This is a genomic window from Pseudoalteromonas sp. 2CM28B (assembly GCF_023161935.1).
In genome coordinates this window covers 1-18,551 of record NZ_JALNTH010000019.1, presented here as the reverse complement: position 1 = coordinate 18,551, position 18,551 = coordinate 1, and the positions used below count along the sequence as shown (strand labels likewise).

Below are 18,551 nucleotides of genomic sequence, written 5' to 3'. Positions count from 1 at the left end.
AGAGCTACAATGTTTTAATCTATAGTGGTATTTTAAATTTATCTTGGCTGATTTAATTACTGCAATAAAGAGCGTAGATTGCTAAACTTGTTGGCAATTTCAATCATAAGGATCTGAGCTTTGCGAAACAAAATTTTTATACTTTCTTCGCTTTTTTGTGCCGTAACGACAACCGTAAATGCTGAACCTTGGGTAAAGCCTGATGACTATGCTCTTAGAGCAGATATACAACAGCTTGCCGATGCAGGTATAATTTTAGCGCCAGTAACAACATATCCATTAATGTGGAAAAGCTTTATTAATGATGTTAACAATACTTCGTTAGAACAATTACCCCCTCAACTGCAAGATGCGTTATTACGTGTAAAACATCGTTATAAGTCAGAAAATAGCGGTTCGCATAGTGTACAGCTTTCGGCATTTGCCAGCTCAGATCCTCTTGTAGCCACTAGCTTTGGTGCCACCAATAGCCAAGAATCAGAGTTAACTGCTGCCTACGCTTATTTAGGACATAACTTTGCAGCTAAAATAGCGATTAATCATCGTAATGATGGCAAAAACTGCTTAGTCGACGGTAAAACAACTGATGATATAGCTCAAAACGAGCAAGCACTAACTGACTGCAATGATACCTCTCTAGATGACAGCTATTTAGCATATCGTATGGGTAATTGGATTGTAAGAGCGGGCGCCGTTGAGCAATTCTGGGGGCCGGGTGTTGATAACAGCTTAATTATGTCTGGTAATTCAAAGCCACTTCCCGCAATAAGTCTCAGCAGAGAACAAAGTAGCGCGTTCGAAACGCCTTGGCTTAGCTGGATTGGTCAGTGGAGCTTTACTGCACAAATGGCTAAGCTTGAATCAACCCGAGTTGTACCTGATGCATTATTATGGAGTACTCGTTTAAATCTTCGTCCAATTCAACAATTAGAAATTGGCTTTAGTTGGTCAGCACAATGGGCTGGCAAGGGACAACCCAGTTCAGCAGGCGACTTTTTTGATTTAATAACCGGCGGAGGTGAATGTGTTGATGGCACTAATGATTGCGATGGCGAGCTCATTACTCGTTTAGGTAATCAACTCGCGGGTTTTGATATTCGTTGGTCGGACACTTTGTTTGATCAACCTTATGCGGTATATGCAAGCACGATTGGTGAAGATACCAGTGGCGGTATTAAGCCAGTAGACAGAGGTTATCTTGGTGGAATACAAACCACGACTCGCATTTATAATCAGAATATTTTATTTAACCTAGAATACACTGATACCGGCGTAGCGTGTTCTGCCACATCAGCAACTGAAAACTGCTTCTATGAGCACAGTATTTATAATTCAGGGTATCGTTACCATGGTCGCCCTATCGGCTCTACCTATGATAATGATGCGCAATCACTGGTATTAACCGTACTTGGGCAACTCTCAAGCGGAACTGACTGGCAAGTAAAATTACGTGATGTAGACTACAACAGCGACAACCGTGATAGATCCCCAAATAACCCAGACTTAGGTAACTCGATTACCAAAACAGCATTTAGCTCTAAACAGCTTGAAGTACGTTACAGAATGCTTGCCATGGGGGGGCGCTTAACCCTTGGCGGACTTGCCTCTAATAACGATGGAGCAGAAAACGATACGTCTGCATTTGCAAAGTTCGAATATAACTTTTAGTTTTGCAAGTATTAAAAAAAGGGGGATAAACCAAAGTTTATCCCCCTTTTTTATTTCACTAACTAGCTAGCTTTTTATTTTGCTAATCACTTTTGATGTAGAGCAACCATCTAAAAACTCAAGCACTTCTACTTTTCCGCCATGACGCAACACATGCTCGGCACCAGCGATTTGCTCAACGGTGTAATCACCACCTTTAACAAGAATATCTGGGCTAATTTGTTCAATTAACTTTGCCGGTGTGTCATTTTCATCTTCACTGCCAAACGGAATAACCCAATCAACAGAAGCTAATGCACTTAGTACCATAGCACGCTCATCTAATGGGTTAATTGGGCGCTCAGGACCTTTTAAACGGGCAATAGATTCATCGTTATTTAAACCAACCACTAATCTATCACCACGCGCTTTAGCTTGCGCTAAATAGCGCACATGGCCTGCATGCAAAATATCAAAACAACCATTAGTAAATACAATGGTTTCTCCATTTTGCTTTGCAAATTCAATATGCTGTAATACATCATCAAATGGGGTTTGATAATGCTCGCCAGTGGTTTGTAAGTATTGACCTAACTTGCGGCTCAACTCTTCAGGAGAAACAGTAGCCGCTCCCAATTTACTTACTGCAATACCGGCTGCTAAGTTTGCAATTTCGACTGCATCTTTGGCGGTCATACCCGCACCTAGCATTACTGCTAATGTAGCAATAACAGTATCGCCCGCACCGGTTACATCGCTTACTTCAAGTTGTTGCGCTGCAAAGTCATGCTTTTGCGTTGCATCAATTAGCGACATCCCCTGTTCTGAGCGCGTTAGTAGCATGGCGTTTATACCCGCATCACTAATCAGGGTACGCGCGCTGCTAGCAAGCAACTCTTCTGAACCAACCTGACCACCTGCTAATTTAAATTCATTTAAATTAGGTGTTATATAATCAGCACCGCGATATAACTGTAAGTCCGATGATTTAGGATCAACAAGCACGGTTTTTCCTGCTTTTTTAGCAACCGAAATCATTTTTTGGATTAGCGCGAGTGAGCCCTTGTTGTAATCAGAAAATACAATAAAGTCGTAATCACTCAGCACCAGCTCTAATCGATTTAATAACAACTGGCTATGAGACTCATTAAAAGCCTCTTCTAAATCTAAACGTACCACTTGCTGATGACGGCTAATTACACGCATTTTAGAAATAGTCGGCAAATCGCATACACTCACAAGCTGTGAATTTATTTTTTCGCCCTCTAGAATGTTTTCTAAAATTTGTCCGCTTTCATCCTCGCCAATTAGGCCAAGTAAACCCACTTTGCCATCTAGTCGGGCTATATTTTTAGCTACATTAGCGGCACCACCAGCTTTGTCTTCAAATTTACTGACTTTTACAACGGGTACCGGTGCCTCCGGCGAAATACGGCCAGAATCACCATACCAGTAGCGGTCGAGCATAACGTCGCCAACCACTAAAATACGCGCTGCTGATAAGTTTTTTAATAGCGATAAATCCATTACTGCTGCTCCGCAACAACCATATCCATGGCTTCACACAGCCAATGGCCAATAAACATGTGCGCCTCTTGAATACGGGCTGTTTCATCATTTTTAATAATAATAGGTAACTTGGCGATGTCTTTTACCTTACCTCCATCGCGACCTGTAAATGCAACAGTGAATGCTCCTATTTTATTAGCGGCTTCTAACGCTAAATTAATATTATTACTGGTGCCCGATGTGGTTAAGCCAATTACAATATCTTCAGGTTTACATAGCGCCTGTACTTGGCGTTCAAATACTGTGTCAAAATGATAGTCATTACTGTGCGCTGTTAAAATAGAGGTGTCTGTGGTTAGAGCAATAGACGCTAACGGTCCTCGCTCTAACTTATAACGTACCACAAACTCTGCAGCCAAATGCTGAGCATCAGCTGCACTGCCGCCATTGCCAAACCAAACAACCTTACCACCAGCCTGTAAAGCACTATGACATGCTTCTAACAACTGCATTACCTCTTGATGATACGCCTCCATGGTTTCGAACAATACTTGGTGGCGATTTAAACTTTCTAGGTAGCTAGTTGCCACTGAATCTATAATTGACATGAGATATTCCTCTTGGAACTGAAATGGCAGGAAAAATTAATTTCATTATTCCATAATTTTATAGCCAAATCACCTCTATATAACTAAATTAAAGCACGGGCAGAAAGTTATTATTCAGATAAAGAAGGGTTTTATCGTTGTTACCTTTTCAAGTGGCTATTTTATATTTGTGTATTTAGAAAAAAACGATTTCACGCTAAACTAGCGCCACTTTCATTTACATAAAGCACAGTATGGCACGCATTTTTTATTCACTCGCATTAATTATTATTAGCCCGCTGATCGTATTTTACTTATATGTATTAAGAGGTAAGAAAAACGCGGGATATCGCGCTCACTTTAAGGAACGTTTTGGCTTCATAAACCGCGCTTTATTTTCAAACAACAATAAACCGGTTGTATTTCATTGTGCTTCTGTGGGCGAGGTGTTAGCTGCCACCCCTTTAATCAAAGCCCTACAACATGAGCAACCGCAGTTAAATATTTTAATTACCTGCAATACCCCAACAGGACGAGAGCAAGTTACCGCACAGTTTAAACAAAGCGCTGCTGTTAGCTATTTACCCATTGATTTTCCTATGGCCACCACTCGCTTTTTAAAACGAGTAAAACCGCAATTACTCTGTATTTTAGAAACTGAACTCTGGCCGAACTTAATGGCTAATGCGCACAAACAAAATATACCTGTATTGGTTGTTAACGCACGGCTATCTGAAAAGTCACAACAGGGCTACGAAAAAGTGGCCCAGCTAACTCGCAGTATTATGCAATCAATTACCGCACTTGCAAGTCACGACAAAACCGATGCAAATCGCTTTATTGAATTAGGACTACCCGCTGAAAAAAGCCATGTAACGGGATCTATAAAATTTGATATTACCCCAACCACTGCGCAACTCAATAAAGTCGCCTCTTTACAGCAAGATTATAAAAAAGCAGAACGCTTTATATGGGTTGCAGGTTCTACACACCCTATAGAGCATGAGTTTATTTTAGCAGCCCACCAGCAAATACTAGAAACACATCCTGACGCTTTACTGATCATTGCGCCACGTCATCCCGAACAATTTGATAAAGTTGCAGAGTTGCTGACTCACTCGAATCTAAGCTTTAGTCGTCGCAGTCAAAAAAGTTACAACAATGAACAAGTTGTATTAGCCGACACATTAGGTGAATTACAATATCTATACGGTGCCGCTAATATTAGTTTTATCGGTGGCAGTTTAATTCGTCGTGGTGGCCATAACCCATTAGAGTCGGCAGCTTTTTCAGTGGGTGTACTTACAGGCCCTCATACCTACAACTTTGACCATGTTTACCCTGAACTTATTAAACTCAAAGGCGCCCATGTGGTTGAAAATACTGACGAACTGGTGCTTGCATTGCTTCGCTTAATTAAAAACACCAAAGCGTGTGATATTCTTGGCAGTAAAGCAGCTCAGTGCGTTGCTAAAAACCAAGGCGCTATTGCCAAAACGCTTGCCATTATAACTCCTTATTTAGAGCCAAAATCGTGACCAACTTAGCTATATCTCAAACCCGTGAATGGGTAAGCGCTGTGATTGTAAAATACAATTTTTGTCCATTTGCTCGTAAAGAAGTTGAAAATAACTGTATTCACTACACTATTAGTAATGCCTCAAAAATTGATGATGCTGTAATGGATATGCTTGAGCAATGTACTCAGCTTGACCGGGATCCTCAGCGTGAAACCACTTTATTAATATTTGATAATGGCTTTACTGATTTTGAAGATTTTTTAGACCTTGTTGACTTAGCCAATGCGCTATTAGTTGCACAAGGATTTGAGGGAAAGTACCAAATTGCAAACTTTCATCCTGACTATGTTTTTGCTGATAGTGATGAAGATGACGCTGCAAATTATACTAACCGCTCGCCCTTTCCTACTTTACACTTAATACGTGAGGCAAGTATGAGCGCGGCACTAGATGAATACAATGAGCCAGAGTCAATTCCTGAACACAATATCAACTTAGCGCGCCGAAAAGGCATTCACTTTTGGCAGCAGCTACTTGAAAATTGCAAAAAACCGAGCGCATAAGCTCGGTTTCTGGTTTTTAATAATGCACAGAGTTATTTTTTAACCCACTCACCATTAACTTCAACGAAATGCCCTGCTTGGGTTTTTTCAATGGTTTTTGCCGCCGCTAATGCTTCTACTTGAGCAAGTGACAAGTTATTCTTTTTAGCTAATTTTAAGTACTGTGCCTTACGTTTTTCGTTAACGTCATCAACAACCGCTTTTGCTTCTGTATTTTGTACAACTAATCCAAGGTAGCCTGAGCTGTTTTCACCAACTAAGCCTTGGCTTTTAGCTTCATCTAAACTCATAGCCCAAACTGAAAATGACATACAAACGGCACTGATTAGGGTTACTATGTTTAATTTATTTTTAATATTCATATTCTAGCTCCTTAAAATAACTCACTGTCATCGCTAAATAAATCATCTAGCTCTTTATCAACCTTTACGCGAATTTCATGATCAACCTTCACATTTAAATTAATGGTGATAGGCTCTTTCGCTGCCACTTCAACGCGGTGCGTACATGCACTAAGCAACCCCAGTGCTGTAAGTATTATCAGCCATTTAGTCATTTTTAGTTCCTTTTGTTGAATACTCTTGTTCAACTTTTTGAGTAATTTCATCACTTAAGCGCAATGCTCTTAAGAGTGTAAAAACATTTTCTTCATGGTTGTAATTAAAGTTAACTTGCTGCGCCTGTTCCTTATTGTATCCCTTTAAGTTTACACCTAAATAAAGCCAACCGTCAGGCTTTAAGTCAACACTACTGTTTAAGCTCTGAATGTCTAAATCCTCTAATAAGCTTAAAATCGGGCCCAGCTCTTGTTGCTGAGCTTTAACTGCATCAAAAGCAGCATTATCAGTAATAACTAGCTTACCTGTCCCTTGGTTAGATAACTCACCGGATTTTACCGAAATACCTTGTTGATCTATGTAAACGGGTAAGCGGCCATTCACTCGACCTGTTAGTGTAATGCCTGATTTATCATCTAAGGTAATAAGTTTACTCGCATCAATATTTTCAAATGTGGCCAATGAACGCTGCGCTTTTTCCGTCACTTTGTAGCTATCCAAAGCAAAACGACCACCCAGTACATCTGCAGTTATTCTTTCAGCGCGAGCAATAGAGTTCTCAACACTAAAATTACCGACAATGTTACTCACAACAGCACCTGCTCGTAGCTCATTTAATTCAAATGTAGTAGGAGCCACATTAAGCTGGCCTGAATTATAAGAGCCCGTTAAGCGACTGCTAAAATGCTTAGCTAAATAATCGTTGTATAAGCCACTTACTTGTTCTACTTGAAATGTAAACTCAGCCTGCTGTAAATTAACATCTCCGCGAACAACCCCATTAAAGCTACCGTCGGTCAGCGTGGCTAATGGTTTAAACTGCTGTAAAACAGGGTTAAATTTAGTCACAGCTTGATCTGCAACTGTTATCTCAAATGGGTGTTCCACAGCAGATATGTGGTGACTGGCTACCAACTCAATACCATCAATAAATACATGGTGTGAGGCTTGAAGCGCCCGACTTTGCAAGCCTTTAGAGCTTATGCGAATATTACTTAGGTTTAAAAAGTCACTGTTAAGTTGGGTAAGTTTAGTTTCACTGTTTAAATCGACAAATAATTCGCCAACAGCCAAACTAGAAAATGCTGATAATTGATTATTTACGCCACGCACTTGGTATTGCTCGTAAGCCACTGAGCGTAATTGGCTATTTAGGCTAGCGTTGATATTTTGTTTATCATCAAGCTCAGCACTAAACTGCGCCTTGTAGCCCTTTACTGTTAATTTATCAAAACTAAGCTCAGCAAAGGTCATCTCGCTAGTTATTTTTGCATTTTGCTGACGTTGTAAAACATCCGCTATTTTAAATTGACCTGTGCTTACTACCTTTTTAGCTGATGCAGGTAAAAAGTCTGGCAGCTCATCGACGTTTAATTGGTAGTTGCCATCTACAGCCAAATTATTTAAAGCTGCCTCTATTTCTATATGCTTAATACCTTCGCTGATAAACAATAACTTAATATTGCCTTTAGCATACTCTAACGGTTGCTGAACATTAATTGCTAGGTTTTTCAAGCTGAGCTTCGTTTGACTATTTTTAGTGTTTAATAGCATTGACGGCATAACAAGTTGTCCGTTTTCAAACTTTACCGCATCACTAAGCATCAATTGCCACTTTAACGGCAGCTGCTTGGCTATAAATTCACGCTGTGATTGATTGTTTATAAGCGCCAAACAATCGCTATCAAACGTTACCAAACTGCTTAATTTCTGTGCATTTAACAAAGCTTTTTTATCGTTAAAATGATAGTACATATTCATATTACCAAAAGCACTTAGCGTTACTGGGCATTTACTAAACTGCTGTGTAAAATCAGCATCTATGTTTGATTTTATATCAACGGATAACCCATCGAAGATGAAATCATGCTCACTGTTTAGTGAAAGCGCGGGCATCGGCTTTATCTTTGTTAATATTCCATCAGCTACCTTAAAATGACCAGTAACTTTATGATTGCTGACTGTTATCTCGGCAATTGCATCACCTGAAATCACAAATGTATTTAACTTCTCTTCACCAATGCTAAAAACTAGTTCATCATGAAGTTGTGGGTGGGTAATTAACAATCTTTTGATATCAATTTTAGGCCGTTGCTTGGGTAAATTAAGTGCCAGCTTTTTGAAGGAATTATTACTTGCTGAGACACTCTCGCTATCATTTAAACGAAGATTAGCGCGGCCAACTGTTATTTTTTTTGTATCAGCCACAATGCCACCAAGCTCAATTTGATGGCCTTGGTAAGCCAAACATAATCGGTTTACCTCTAAGCTAATATTTGAGTTTAGTGACCAATCTAAACAATGTAGTTCAACACCAGATTGGCTCAAAGATGACGCTATAGCCCATTGAGTTATAGGCATACGAAATACATAACCCAGTGTTAAAACACTCAGAAATAAAAACACGACTCCCCATGCGATGCGTTTGATCATACTATCCTTAATTTGAACCTTGAACCTTGAACCTTGAACCTTGAACCTTGAACCTTGAACCTTGAACCTTGAACCTTGAACCTTGAACCTTGAACAGTCTAAACAAAAAAGGCTGCACAAGGCAGCCTTTTTTATTTTACATCCAGATCATGAATCTAGTGTGTATATTAACCTACATTTTTACGCGCATTACGGAACATACGCATCCATGGGCTATCCTCTTTCCACTCATCTGGGTGCCAAGAGTTAGCAACAGTACGAAATACACGCTCTGGATGTGGCATCATTACAGTTGCACGACCATCTGTTGATGTAATACCGGTGATACCTTCTGGCGAGCCGTTCGGGTTCGCTGGGTATTGCGTTGTAGGGTTGCCGTAGTTATCAACAAATTTAACCGCTATAGTACCACTTGCAAGTGCTGCTTTTGTTGCTGCTTCGTTTGCAAACTCTGCATGGCCTTCACCATGAGATACCGCAATTGGCATCCGCGAGCCCGCCATACCATTAAAGAATACCGATGGATTCTCTTGTATTTCAACTAAGCTAAAGCGTGCTTCAAAACGCTCTGACTTGTTCGTTACAAAGCGTGGCCAATGCTCAGTACCTGGGATCAACTCTTTTAATGTTGATAGCATTTGACAACCGTTACATACCCCTAAGCTAAAGGTGTCTTCACGGTGGAAGAAACTTTGGAATTGATCGCGTGCCATGTCATTAAACAATATTGACTTAGCCCAACCTTCACCCGCACCAAGCACATCACCGTAAGAGAAACCACCACACGCCACTAAACCTTTGAACTGTTCAAGCGTTAAACGACCTTCTAAAATATCGCTCATGTGCACATCAACCGCTGCAAAGCCTGCACGGTTAAATGCAGCTGCCATTTCTAAATGAGAGTTTACACCTTGCTCACGTAAAATAGCCATTTGCGGTTTAGCACCAGTTGCAATATATGGAGCTGCAACATCTTCATTTAAATCAAAGTTAAGTTTTACATTTAAGCCAGGATCTTTTGCGTCAAACTTAGCGTCAAACTCTTGCTTAGCACAATCTGGGTTATCACGACGCGCTTGCATTTGATACGTTGTTTCGGCCCAAATTGTACGAAGTTCAGTACGAGTATGATTAAGTACTGTTTGCTCACCACGATTAAACACTATGTTATCGTCGTTATTTAGCGAGCCAATCACATGACTAATTGCGGCAACTCCATGCTGCTCAAATACCGCATTTACAGCCTCTAAATCGCTATTCGCTACTTGAATTACAGCACCTAGCTCTTCGTTATAAAGCGCTTCAATATCAGAGCCGGTCAAAGTCGCTAAATCAACGGTAACACCGGTGTGACCGGTAAACGCCATTTCAGCGATAGTGGTAAATAAGCCACCGTCTGAACGGTCATGGTACGCAAGCAACTTGCTATCAGCGACTAGCGCTTGCATTGCGTTGTAAAAACCTTTTAGTAGCTCTGGGCTATCTACATCAGGTGTTGTATCACCTAATTGCTTATAAACCTGAGCAAGGCTTGATGCGCCCAGTCGGTTTTTGCCCGCGCCTAAGTCAACTAAAATAAGCGATGTATCGCCTTTATCTGTTCGTAACTGTGGGGTCACTGTTTTACGTACGTCTTCAACACGACCAAACGCAGTGATAATAAGCGATAACGGGGATGTTACAGATTGCTCTGTAGCATCATCTTCGTTCTTCCATGTCGTTTTCATCGACATAGAATCTTTACCTACAGGAATTGTTAACCCAAGTGCCGGACATAACTCTTCACCCACCGCTTTTACTGCTTCGTATAAACCGGCATCTTCTCCTGGGTGTCCCGCTGCGGCCATCCAGTTTGCAGATAACTTAATATTTTCAAGAGAGCCAATGTTTGCACAGGCAATATTCGTTAACGATTCTGCCACGGCTAAACGCGCTGAAGCGCCATAGTTAAGTAGTGCTGCAGGCGTACGTTCACCCAGTGACATTGCTTCACCATGGTAAGTGTCATACGTTGCTGCGGTTACTGCACAGTTAGCTACTGGTACTTGCCATGGGCCTACCATTTGATCGCGTGCTACTAAACCTGTTACCGAGCGATCGCCAATAGTAATGAGGAAGGTTTTTTCAGCAATGGTTGGTAAACGTAATAAATGTTCTGCAGCATCAGCAGCACTGATATTTTCAACGTCGAGTGCTTTACCTAACACTTGTTGTGATGTTACATCACGATGCATTTTAGGTGCTTTCCCTAATAAAACATCGAGCGGTAAATCAACAGGATTATTTTCAAAGTGACTATCAGCCACCGTTAAATGAGGCTCTGCAGTTGCTTCACCAATAACCGCATATTGCGCTCTTTCACGCTTACAAATAGCTTCAAAACGATCAAAATCTTCAACAGCAACAGCGAGTACATAGCGCTCTTGCGATTCATTACACCAAATTTCGTGTGGTGCCATGCCCGGTTCATCATTTGGGATATTGCGAAGCTGAAATTTACCGCCACGTCCACCGTCACTAACAAGTTCAGGGAATGCGTTAGATAAACCACCTGCACCCACATCATGAATAAACGCAATTGGATTTGCATCACCTAGCTGCCAACACTTGTCGATGACTTCTTGGCAACGACGTTCCATTTCTGGGTTTTCACGCTGTACAGAGGCAAAATCTAAATCTTCATTTGATTGACCCGACGCCATACTTGATGCAGCGCCACCGCCTAAGCCAATGTTCATTGCAGGGCCGCCTAGTGCAATGAGTTTTGCACCAACTGGAATATCGCCTTTTTGAACATGATCAGCACGGATATTACCTAAACCACCGGCAAGCATAATTGGCTTGTGGTAACCACGCACCTCTTCACCATTGTGACTGGTCACTTTTTCTTCGTAAGTACGGAAATAACCTAATAAATTAGGACGTCCAAACTCGTTATTAAACGCAGCACCACCTAATGGGCCTTCAGTCATAATATCTAGGGCATTAACAATACGGCCTGGTTTACCAAAATCACTTTCCCAAGGTTGTTCAAAACCAGGAATACGTAAATTAGATACAGTAAAGCCCACTAAACCCGCTTTTGGTTTTGAACCACGACCAGTTGCGCCCTCATCGCGAATCTCACCGCCCGATCCTGTTGCCGCACCAGAGAAAGGAGCAATAGCCGTTGGGTGGTTATGGGTTTCAACCTTCATTAAAATTTCAATGTCTTCTTGGTGATACGCATATTCACCTTGTGCATTCGGGAAGAAGCGACCCGCCTTTGAGCCTTTCATTACGGCTGCATTATCTTTATAGGCAGATAATACATTCTCAGGATTATGCTCAAAGGTGTTTTTAATCATTTTGAACAACGACTTTGGTTGTTCAATGCCATCGATAGTCCAATCAGCATTAAATATTTTATGACGGCAATGCTCTGAGTTCGCTTGAGCAAACATAAACAGTTCAATATCGTTAGGGTTACGCCCTAACTTAATAAAGTTTTCAACTAAATAATCAATTTCATCATCAGCAAGCGCAAACCCTTGCTCTATATTTGCTGCGGCTAATGCTTCACGGCCGCCACCTAAAATATCAACTGATGACATTGGACGAGGTGCATCGCTGCGAAATAACTGCGCGGCATCTTCTAATTTACTGTGAGTAGCCTCAGTCATGCGGTCATGAAGAAGTGCTGCAACTTGTGCTAACTGTTCTGCACTTAAATCACCTTCAATATAGTAAGCAATACCGCGCTCTACGCGATGAACTTGTTTAAGCCCACAGTTATGAGCGATATCTGTCGCTTTTGAAGCCCATGGCGAGATTGTACCAGGGCGAGGCGTTACTAATACCAACTGACCTGCTGGCGCATGCTCAGCAATTGTTGGGCCGTAGGTTAATAACTTTTCAAGTTTGGTGTGCTCATCAGTGTTTAATGGCGATGTTAAATCGGCAAAGTGAGCGTATTCGGCATATACATTGGTGACAGGAAGTTGCGATTGTTGGCAACGCGCTAAAATTTTATTAACTCTGAACTCTGAAAGTGCTGGTGCACCACGAAGGATCAACATAAGTAATTTCACCCGGGGTTAGGGATTGAACGATATTTTAGGCGCGTATTATAGTCCAAATTACTCTCAGATTTAACTCAAAAATGCGCTTTTCATTAAATTAACTTTTTCTTTTTGTTTACACCTATTTTTTACTCACTGCGATTAAACGATAAGTGACGTAATCAGTAAGTTTTGTTATAACAGGAGATACGATGCTAAAGAGGCGAATATGTTGAAGATAAAGCTAATAACAATCATTACGTTAGTCATACTTTTGTGTGCATGTAATACACAAGAGCAATCAACACAGCTTGCCCAAATCAAATCTGAAAACAAAATTCGTATTGGTACACTTGCCAGTGCAAGTAATTACTATCAAGCCGTTCAAGGGGAGCAAGGATTTGAATTTGAGCTCTCTCAAGCGTTTGCAGACTACTTAGGGGTAGAGCTTGAAATTGTACCCTTTTTTAATTTATCCGAAATGTTTGCGCGCTTGGACAGTGGTGACCTCGATTTAATTGCCTCAGGGCTTACCTACAATAAAGTACGTGCTGAGCGCTATCGCTATGGCCCTACATACAGAACAATTAGTCAAAAATTAGTCTTTAAACAAGGCCGTGAACGCCCTCGTGATTTTGATGATTTAACCGGAAACTTCACCGTTATCGCTAAAAGTAGCCATTCATTAACATTAGAAGAAATTCAACAAACCAACCCAAACTTAAGCTGGAATGAAACCGAAGAGTTTGATGAAGAAGAATTACTGCAAGCAGTTATTGACGGCGAAATAGATTACACCTTAGCGGATTCTCATACTTTAGCGCTATTTCGTCGCTATCACCCTAATTTAAGTATTGGCTTTTCAGTTACCCGAAATGATTCAATTGCATGGATACTAAGAAAGTCGAATGATGATTCTCTATACGCATTATTAGTCCCCTTTTTTGGTGAAGCAAAACAAAATAATCAACTTTATGTGCTCGAAGAAAAATACTTCGGTCATGTCCGCCAGTTTAATTACGTTAATACCTTGGCCTATATAGATGCAATTAAAGAAACACTGCCTAAATATCAACCTTGGTTTATGCAATATGCAGGTAGCCTAGATTGGCGCTTACTGGCGGCATTAAGTTATCAAGAGTCGATGTGGAACCCGCGTGCTAAGTCACCAACCGGTGTGCGTGGTATTATGATGCTAACAAGACGCACAGCAAAACAAGTCGGTGTAACAAACCGCTTAGAACCAGAGCAAAATATACGCGGTGGTGCACAATACTTAGCAAAATTAATTAAACGCATCCCGGATCGAATCCCTCAACCGGATCGTACTTGGCTTGCACTTGCCGCCTATAATGTAGGTTGGGGACACGTTAACGATGCCCGTATTATTACCGAGCAACAGGGAGCTAGCCCTGATAAATGGGCTGACGTTAAAAAGCGCTTACCATTGTTAGTAAAAAAACGTCACTATCGTAATACCCGTTATGGCTATGCTCGCGGTGATGTAGCTGTGACTTACGTTGATAATATACGCCGCTATTACGATGCGCTTGTTTGGCTTGATGAAAATAATGCAATGGCGCCGATTACCTCAACAAATGAAACAGAAGATAAAATCGTTAAACCAGATGATTCAGAGCAACGTACAAGTAATTCCGCTGAGGAAAAAATAAATACGCTGCTTAGTAATTAACTTAACATCAGAAAATCAAATAGTTGTTTACTTGTAATCAATTATTCAATAATCTGGCTTAATTGTATAAAATTTTGTGTCATTACCAAGCACATAAGGATAAGTCATGCTTAAACGTAGACGTACACATCAACTTAAACGTTGTATAAAGCACTCAACCGCCACTCGTCGTCGAGTGATGTTAAGAAATTTACATAAAAAAATAATTTGGCGCCGCCGCATGTTTGCTATGCAGCAAATGGCTGAATTAGACGCCTTAATAGCAGCAGCTGACTAATCGCTGTTACTATTACGAGCGGCCTGCTTTGCCGCCTTTATTTGTGCTCGGCGACGCTTAAAAAAACTAGAAATAGTCTCTGCACATTGTGTTTCTAATACCCCACCCGTTATTTCTACCTGATGGTTTAAACGAGGTTCTTGTAAAAGGTTCATAATTGAACCAGCAGAACCCGTTTTAGCATCGGCTGCACCAAATACTAAGCGTTTAATTCGGCTATGTACTAATAAACCTGCGCACATAGAGCATGGCTCTAGCGTGACGTAAAGAGTACAGTCAATTAAGCGGTAATTATTAAGTGCTTTTCCGGCTTCACGTACCGCTATCATCTCAGCATGAGCCGACGGGTCATTATCAGTAATTGAGCGATTATAGCCTGCGCTAATAAGCTGATTATCTTTAACAATTATAGCCCCTACCGGGATCTCATCTAGCTGCTCCGCTTGTTTTGCATACACAAGCGCTTGTTCCATCCAATATTGGTCGTCAAATGGCTCTATCATTATTATTACTTAACTATTTTTTATGCCGTAATTATACCAACTTAGCGCAATAAAATGCGTCATTGATCACTTAATTGCAAAAATAAAACAAATTTAAGTGGTTTGTCATGGCTCATAAGGCAGGATTTACGCTATAATCTCACGCTTTTTTTATTTAGCTCACAACACGGGTAGCAAATGAAATTTCCTGGACGCCGCAGGCATAAACATTATTTTCCAGTGGAAGCCAAAGATCCACTGACCAATCAACTTAACGCCACTGAGCGATTATACCGCAGCTATATTACGGGGATCGATCAAATCGTTGTTGATATAGAAGCTAAGGTTGACCAAGCTTTTCTCGATGAATTTCAATTGCGCCGAGGGATGTCGCAAGTTATAGATAATGACATCACCAATGCTTTATACGATCGCTTAAAACTAAACGACATGGTCGATTACGAATTCGCAGGCGGAACCGTTGGCAATACGATGCACAACTATTCCGTACTTGCTGATGACCGTTCGGTGCTTTTAGGTGTAATGAGTGAAAACATAAAAATAGGCAGTTATGCTTATCGCTTTTTATGTAATAACTCAAGTCGCGTAGACTTAGACTACTTACAGCCTGTAGATGGTCCTATAGGCCGCTGTTTCACATTGATTGATGAAACGGGTGAACGCACCTTTGCCATTAGTGCTGGCCTGATGAATTACCTAAAGCCTGAGTCAATTGATAAAGAGCTAATCGAAGGCTCATCAGCATTAGTCATCAGTGCTTATTTAATGCGTACTCAAGGCGATGAAACCATGACCGAAGCGACCATGCAAGCAATCAAGTATGCTAACGATGCAGATGTACCGGTTGTATTAACACTCGGTACTAAGTTTCTTATCGAGCAGGATCCGACATGGTGGGCTAACTTTGTAGAAAAGCATGTTGATATCCTTGCTATGAACGAAGAAGAAGGCCAAGCAATTACTGGATTTGAAGATCCATTACTAGCTGCCGACAAAGCATTAGACTGGGTTGATTTAGTAATTTGTACTGCCGGTGAAAAAGGCTTATTTATGGCCGGTTTTGTTGATGACAGTTTCAAACGCGAAACAGAGTATCCACTTTTGCCTGGTGCTATCCCTGATTTTAATCGTTATGAGTTTTCACGTGCAATGCGTAAAGTTGACTGTGAAAACCCAATAAAGGCATATAGTCATACTGCTCCGTTTATGGGCGGGCCTGACTCGATTAAAAATACCAACGGCGCTGGTGATTGTGCTTTAGCCGCTGTATTACATGACTTATCAGCGAATGTTTATCATAAGCTGAACGTTGCTAATTCAGCAAAACATCAGCAACAAGCGATTACCTACTCTTCGCTCGCTCAAATCAGTAAATACGCCAACCGTGCAAGTTACGAAGTGCTGGTTCAGCATTCTCCTCGCTTATCACGTGGCTTACCAGAGCGCGAAGATTGTTTAGAGCAAGTGTATTGGGATCAATAAAATCCCAAAGCACTCAGCGTACTAAAATATAGATATATCAAGCTTTTTAGATAGCAGCTCTAATGCTGCTATTCCTGCCACCGAGTTACCAAAAGAGTTTAATCCTGGGGAATACACTGCCACAGTAAACCTATTCGGTAATACCGCCAATATAGTCCCAGAAACCCCTGATTTTCCAGGCATCCCCACTCGATAACCAAAATCACCCGCCGCATCATATAAACCACTAGTGAATAACAACGAGTTTAGTTGCTTATTTTGACGGCTAGAAAGCACTCGTTTAGAAGAGCTGTAGTCTATCCCTTTATTAGCTAAAAAGTTGTAAGCCTTAGCAAGTTCAATACAATTAAGTTCTATGGCACAAAAATTAAAGTATGACCAAAGCACATCATCCACTTCATTCTCAAAGTTGCCGAATGATTTCATTAAGTGTGCCATTGCCGCATTTCTATGCCGAAACTCATATTCTGAGTTAGCCACTTGCTTATCAATTACGATACTTCGATTACCTGATAAATCGCGAAATGTTTCAAGCATAGAGTGCATTGGAGCTGATAAACGACTATACAAAGCATCACAGGTAACAATCGCTCCCGCATTAATGAACGGGTTGCGTGGTATACCTTTTTCAAACTCAAGCTGTGTCAGTGAATTAAACGCTGTTCCTGAGGGCTCTTTACCCACTCTACTCCATAATTCATCGCCATAACGTTGCAGCGCTAATGTCAGAGTCATTACTTTAGAAACTGATTGAATAGTAAAACGTTGTTCGCAATCACCCGCGCAAAATATCTCCCCCTCAGTGGTGTAAATGGCAATAGAAAACTGCTCAAGATCAACTTCAGCAAGAGCAGGGATATAATCAGCAACCTTACCTTGGCTCAATAAAGGTTTAACCTCTTGAGTTATCTCATTTAGCACTCGTTGATAATCACTGGTTGGCAATAGACACCTCAATAATATGCAAAGTTAAAATCAAATTTTAACACGTAGGATCTATAACTGCATGAGAATGTTAAGTCTATAAGTTATTAGTAATCTGATAGGAAGCATATACATGATGAGATTAGCGGACAGTCTATTTTTTAAGATATTAAGTAATTTATCTTTAAATTTAAAACAATAAAAAACAGTATTTTGCTGTAACGTGGTTCTGTTATTTGAAGCCAGTGCGCTAATTTATAGCGACAATACAATAAAACATCCCACTATTCTGTTTAGATCCAAGCTGTTTTGTTTGATGTATAGTAATACGAATGCTATGGAGCACAGGATATGCAAGAGCGGCCACTACTAAGTTCCATATACAGTCTTGGCTTAATGTTTTACTTTATCTCAGACAACAAAAAACCCGTTACATTGCTGTAACGGGTTTCTCTTATTTGGATCGTGGTAATGTCATGGTGCCCACAGCAGTAGAAAGTCACATAGCAAATGCGACAGTGGCCTTGTGCGGGGCTTGCCTTCGAGCTGTTTAGGAATACGAATGCCGTGGAGCACAGGATGTACGAGAAAGGCCACCACTGAGTTCGGCATGGGCTCTTGGCTATTTATTAAATCCCAGGCAGCAAAAAACCCGTCACATCGCTGTAACGGGCTTCTTTAATTGGATCCTGGTAATGTCATGGTGCCCACAGCAGTAGAAAGTCACATAGCAAATGCGACAGTGGCCTTGTGCGGGGCTTGCCTTCGAGCTGTTTAGGAATACGAATGCCGTGGAGCACAGGATGTACGAGAAAG

General features: G+C 41.0%; 14 protein-coding genes. 6 read left to right on the top strand and 8 right to left on the bottom strand.

The features are described from left to right. Nucleotides 1-120: 120 nt before the first annotated feature. Nucleotides 121-1,668: a capsule assembly Wzi family protein gene (locus MTN96_RS21380; protein ID WP_138626522.1), complete on the top strand. Its 1,548-nt coding sequence runs from the start codon at nucleotides 121-123 to the stop codon at nucleotides 1,666-1,668. A gap of 66 nt (nucleotides 1,669-1,734) precedes the next feature. Here MTN96_RS21380 and hldE read toward each other — a convergent pair whose 3' ends face one another. Together hldE and MTN96_RS21370 are read right to left on the bottom strand one after the other, a co-directional pair. Continuing rightward, nucleotides 1,735-3,174: a bifunctional D-glycero-beta-D-manno-heptose-7-phosphate kinase/D-glycero-beta-D-manno-heptose 1-phosphate adenylyltransferase HldE gene (gene hldE / locus MTN96_RS21375; protein ID WP_248532708.1), complete on the bottom strand. Its 1,440-nt coding sequence runs from the start codon at nucleotides 3,172-3,174 to the stop codon at nucleotides 1,735-1,737. Then, the gene (locus MTN96_RS21370; protein ID WP_008115583.1) at nucleotides 3,174-3,764 is read right to left on the bottom strand and encodes an SIS domain-containing protein; all 591 of its coding nucleotides are present in this window, start codon (nucleotides 3,762-3,764) and stop codon (nucleotides 3,174-3,176) included. Before MTN96_RS21370 ends, hldE begins: the two co-directional genes overlap by 1 nt. 233 nt (nucleotides 3,765-3,997) lie before the next feature. Here MTN96_RS21370 and waaA point away from each other — a divergent pair, with 233 nt between their 5' ends. After that, a complete protein-coding gene (gene waaA / locus MTN96_RS21365) occupies nucleotides 3,998-5,281 on the top strand; it encodes a lipid IV(A) 3-deoxy-D-manno-octulosonic acid transferase (RefSeq protein ID WP_248532706.1) in 1,284 nt (427 codons plus the stop codon). Beyond that, nucleotides 5,278-5,826, top strand: a complete 549-nt coding sequence (locus MTN96_RS21360; protein ID WP_069438518.1) for a DUF1415 domain-containing protein — start codon at nucleotides 5,278-5,280, stop codon at nucleotides 5,824-5,826. Before waaA ends, MTN96_RS21360 begins: the two co-directional genes overlap by 4 nt. A 32-nt stretch (nucleotides 5,827-5,858) precedes the next feature. Here MTN96_RS21360 and MTN96_RS21355 read toward each other — a convergent pair whose 3' ends face one another. From MTN96_RS21355 to purL, 4 genes are all read right to left on the bottom strand, one after another. Continuing rightward, complete coding sequence (locus MTN96_RS21355) at nucleotides 5,859-6,188, bottom strand: YdbL family protein (RefSeq protein ID WP_248532705.1); 330 nt, start codon at nucleotides 6,186-6,188, stop codon at nucleotides 5,859-5,861. A gap of 11 nt (nucleotides 6,189-6,199) precedes the next feature. After that, a complete protein-coding gene (locus tag MTN96_RS21350) occupies nucleotides 6,200-6,382 on the bottom strand; it encodes a YnbE family lipoprotein (RefSeq protein WP_008115575.1) in 183 nt (60 codons plus the stop codon). Beyond that, the gene (locus tag MTN96_RS21345) at nucleotides 6,375-8,816 is read right to left on the bottom strand and encodes a YdbH domain-containing protein (protein ID WP_248532704.1); all 2,442 of its coding nucleotides are present in this window, start codon (nucleotides 8,814-8,816) and stop codon (nucleotides 6,375-6,377) included. The genes MTN96_RS21350 and MTN96_RS21345 overlap by 8 nt, the downstream gene beginning before the upstream one ends. 167 nt (nucleotides 8,817-8,983) lie before the next feature. Next, nucleotides 8,984-12,874, bottom strand: coding sequence for a phosphoribosylformylglycinamidine synthase (purL, locus tag MTN96_RS21340; RefSeq protein ID WP_248532703.1), 3,891 nt, complete (start codon nucleotides 12,872-12,874; stop codon nucleotides 8,984-8,986). Nucleotides 12,875-13,085: 211 nt separating this feature from the next. Between purL and mltF the strand changes: the two genes are divergently transcribed. Together mltF and MTN96_RS21330 are read left to right on the top strand one after the other, a co-directional pair. Beyond that, complete coding sequence (gene mltF, locus MTN96_RS21335) at nucleotides 13,086-14,549, top strand: membrane-bound lytic murein transglycosylase MltF (protein ID WP_248532702.1); 1,464 nt, start codon at nucleotides 13,086-13,088, stop codon at nucleotides 14,547-14,549. Between the two features lie 106 nt (nucleotides 14,550-14,655). Next, complete coding sequence (locus MTN96_RS21330) at nucleotides 14,656-14,826, top strand: hypothetical protein (protein ID WP_008468235.1); 171 nt, start codon at nucleotides 14,656-14,658, stop codon at nucleotides 14,824-14,826. Here the strand turns inward: MTN96_RS21330 and tadA are convergent. Continuing rightward, a complete protein-coding gene (tadA, locus tag MTN96_RS21325; RefSeq protein WP_036979847.1) occupies nucleotides 14,823-15,329 on the bottom strand; it encodes a tRNA adenosine(34) deaminase TadA in 507 nt (168 codons plus the stop codon). The two genes, MTN96_RS21330 and tadA, sit on opposite strands and share 4 nt — an antisense overlap. 177 nt (nucleotides 15,330-15,506) lie before the next feature. Between tadA and MTN96_RS21320 the strand changes: the two genes are divergently transcribed. Then, nucleotides 15,507-16,811: an inosine/guanosine kinase gene (locus MTN96_RS21320; RefSeq protein ID WP_248532701.1), complete on the top strand. Its 1,305-nt coding sequence runs from the start codon at nucleotides 15,507-15,509 to the stop codon at nucleotides 16,809-16,811. Between the two features lie 21 nt (nucleotides 16,812-16,832). Here the strand turns inward: MTN96_RS21320 and glsB are convergent, their stop codons facing one another. Beyond that, nucleotides 16,833-17,756 (bottom strand): glutaminase B, encoded by a 924-nt coding sequence (gene glsB, locus MTN96_RS21315; RefSeq protein ID WP_028835530.1) that lies wholly within the window; start codon nucleotides 17,754-17,756, stop codon nucleotides 16,833-16,835. Nucleotides 17,757-18,551: the final 795 nt, after the last annotated feature.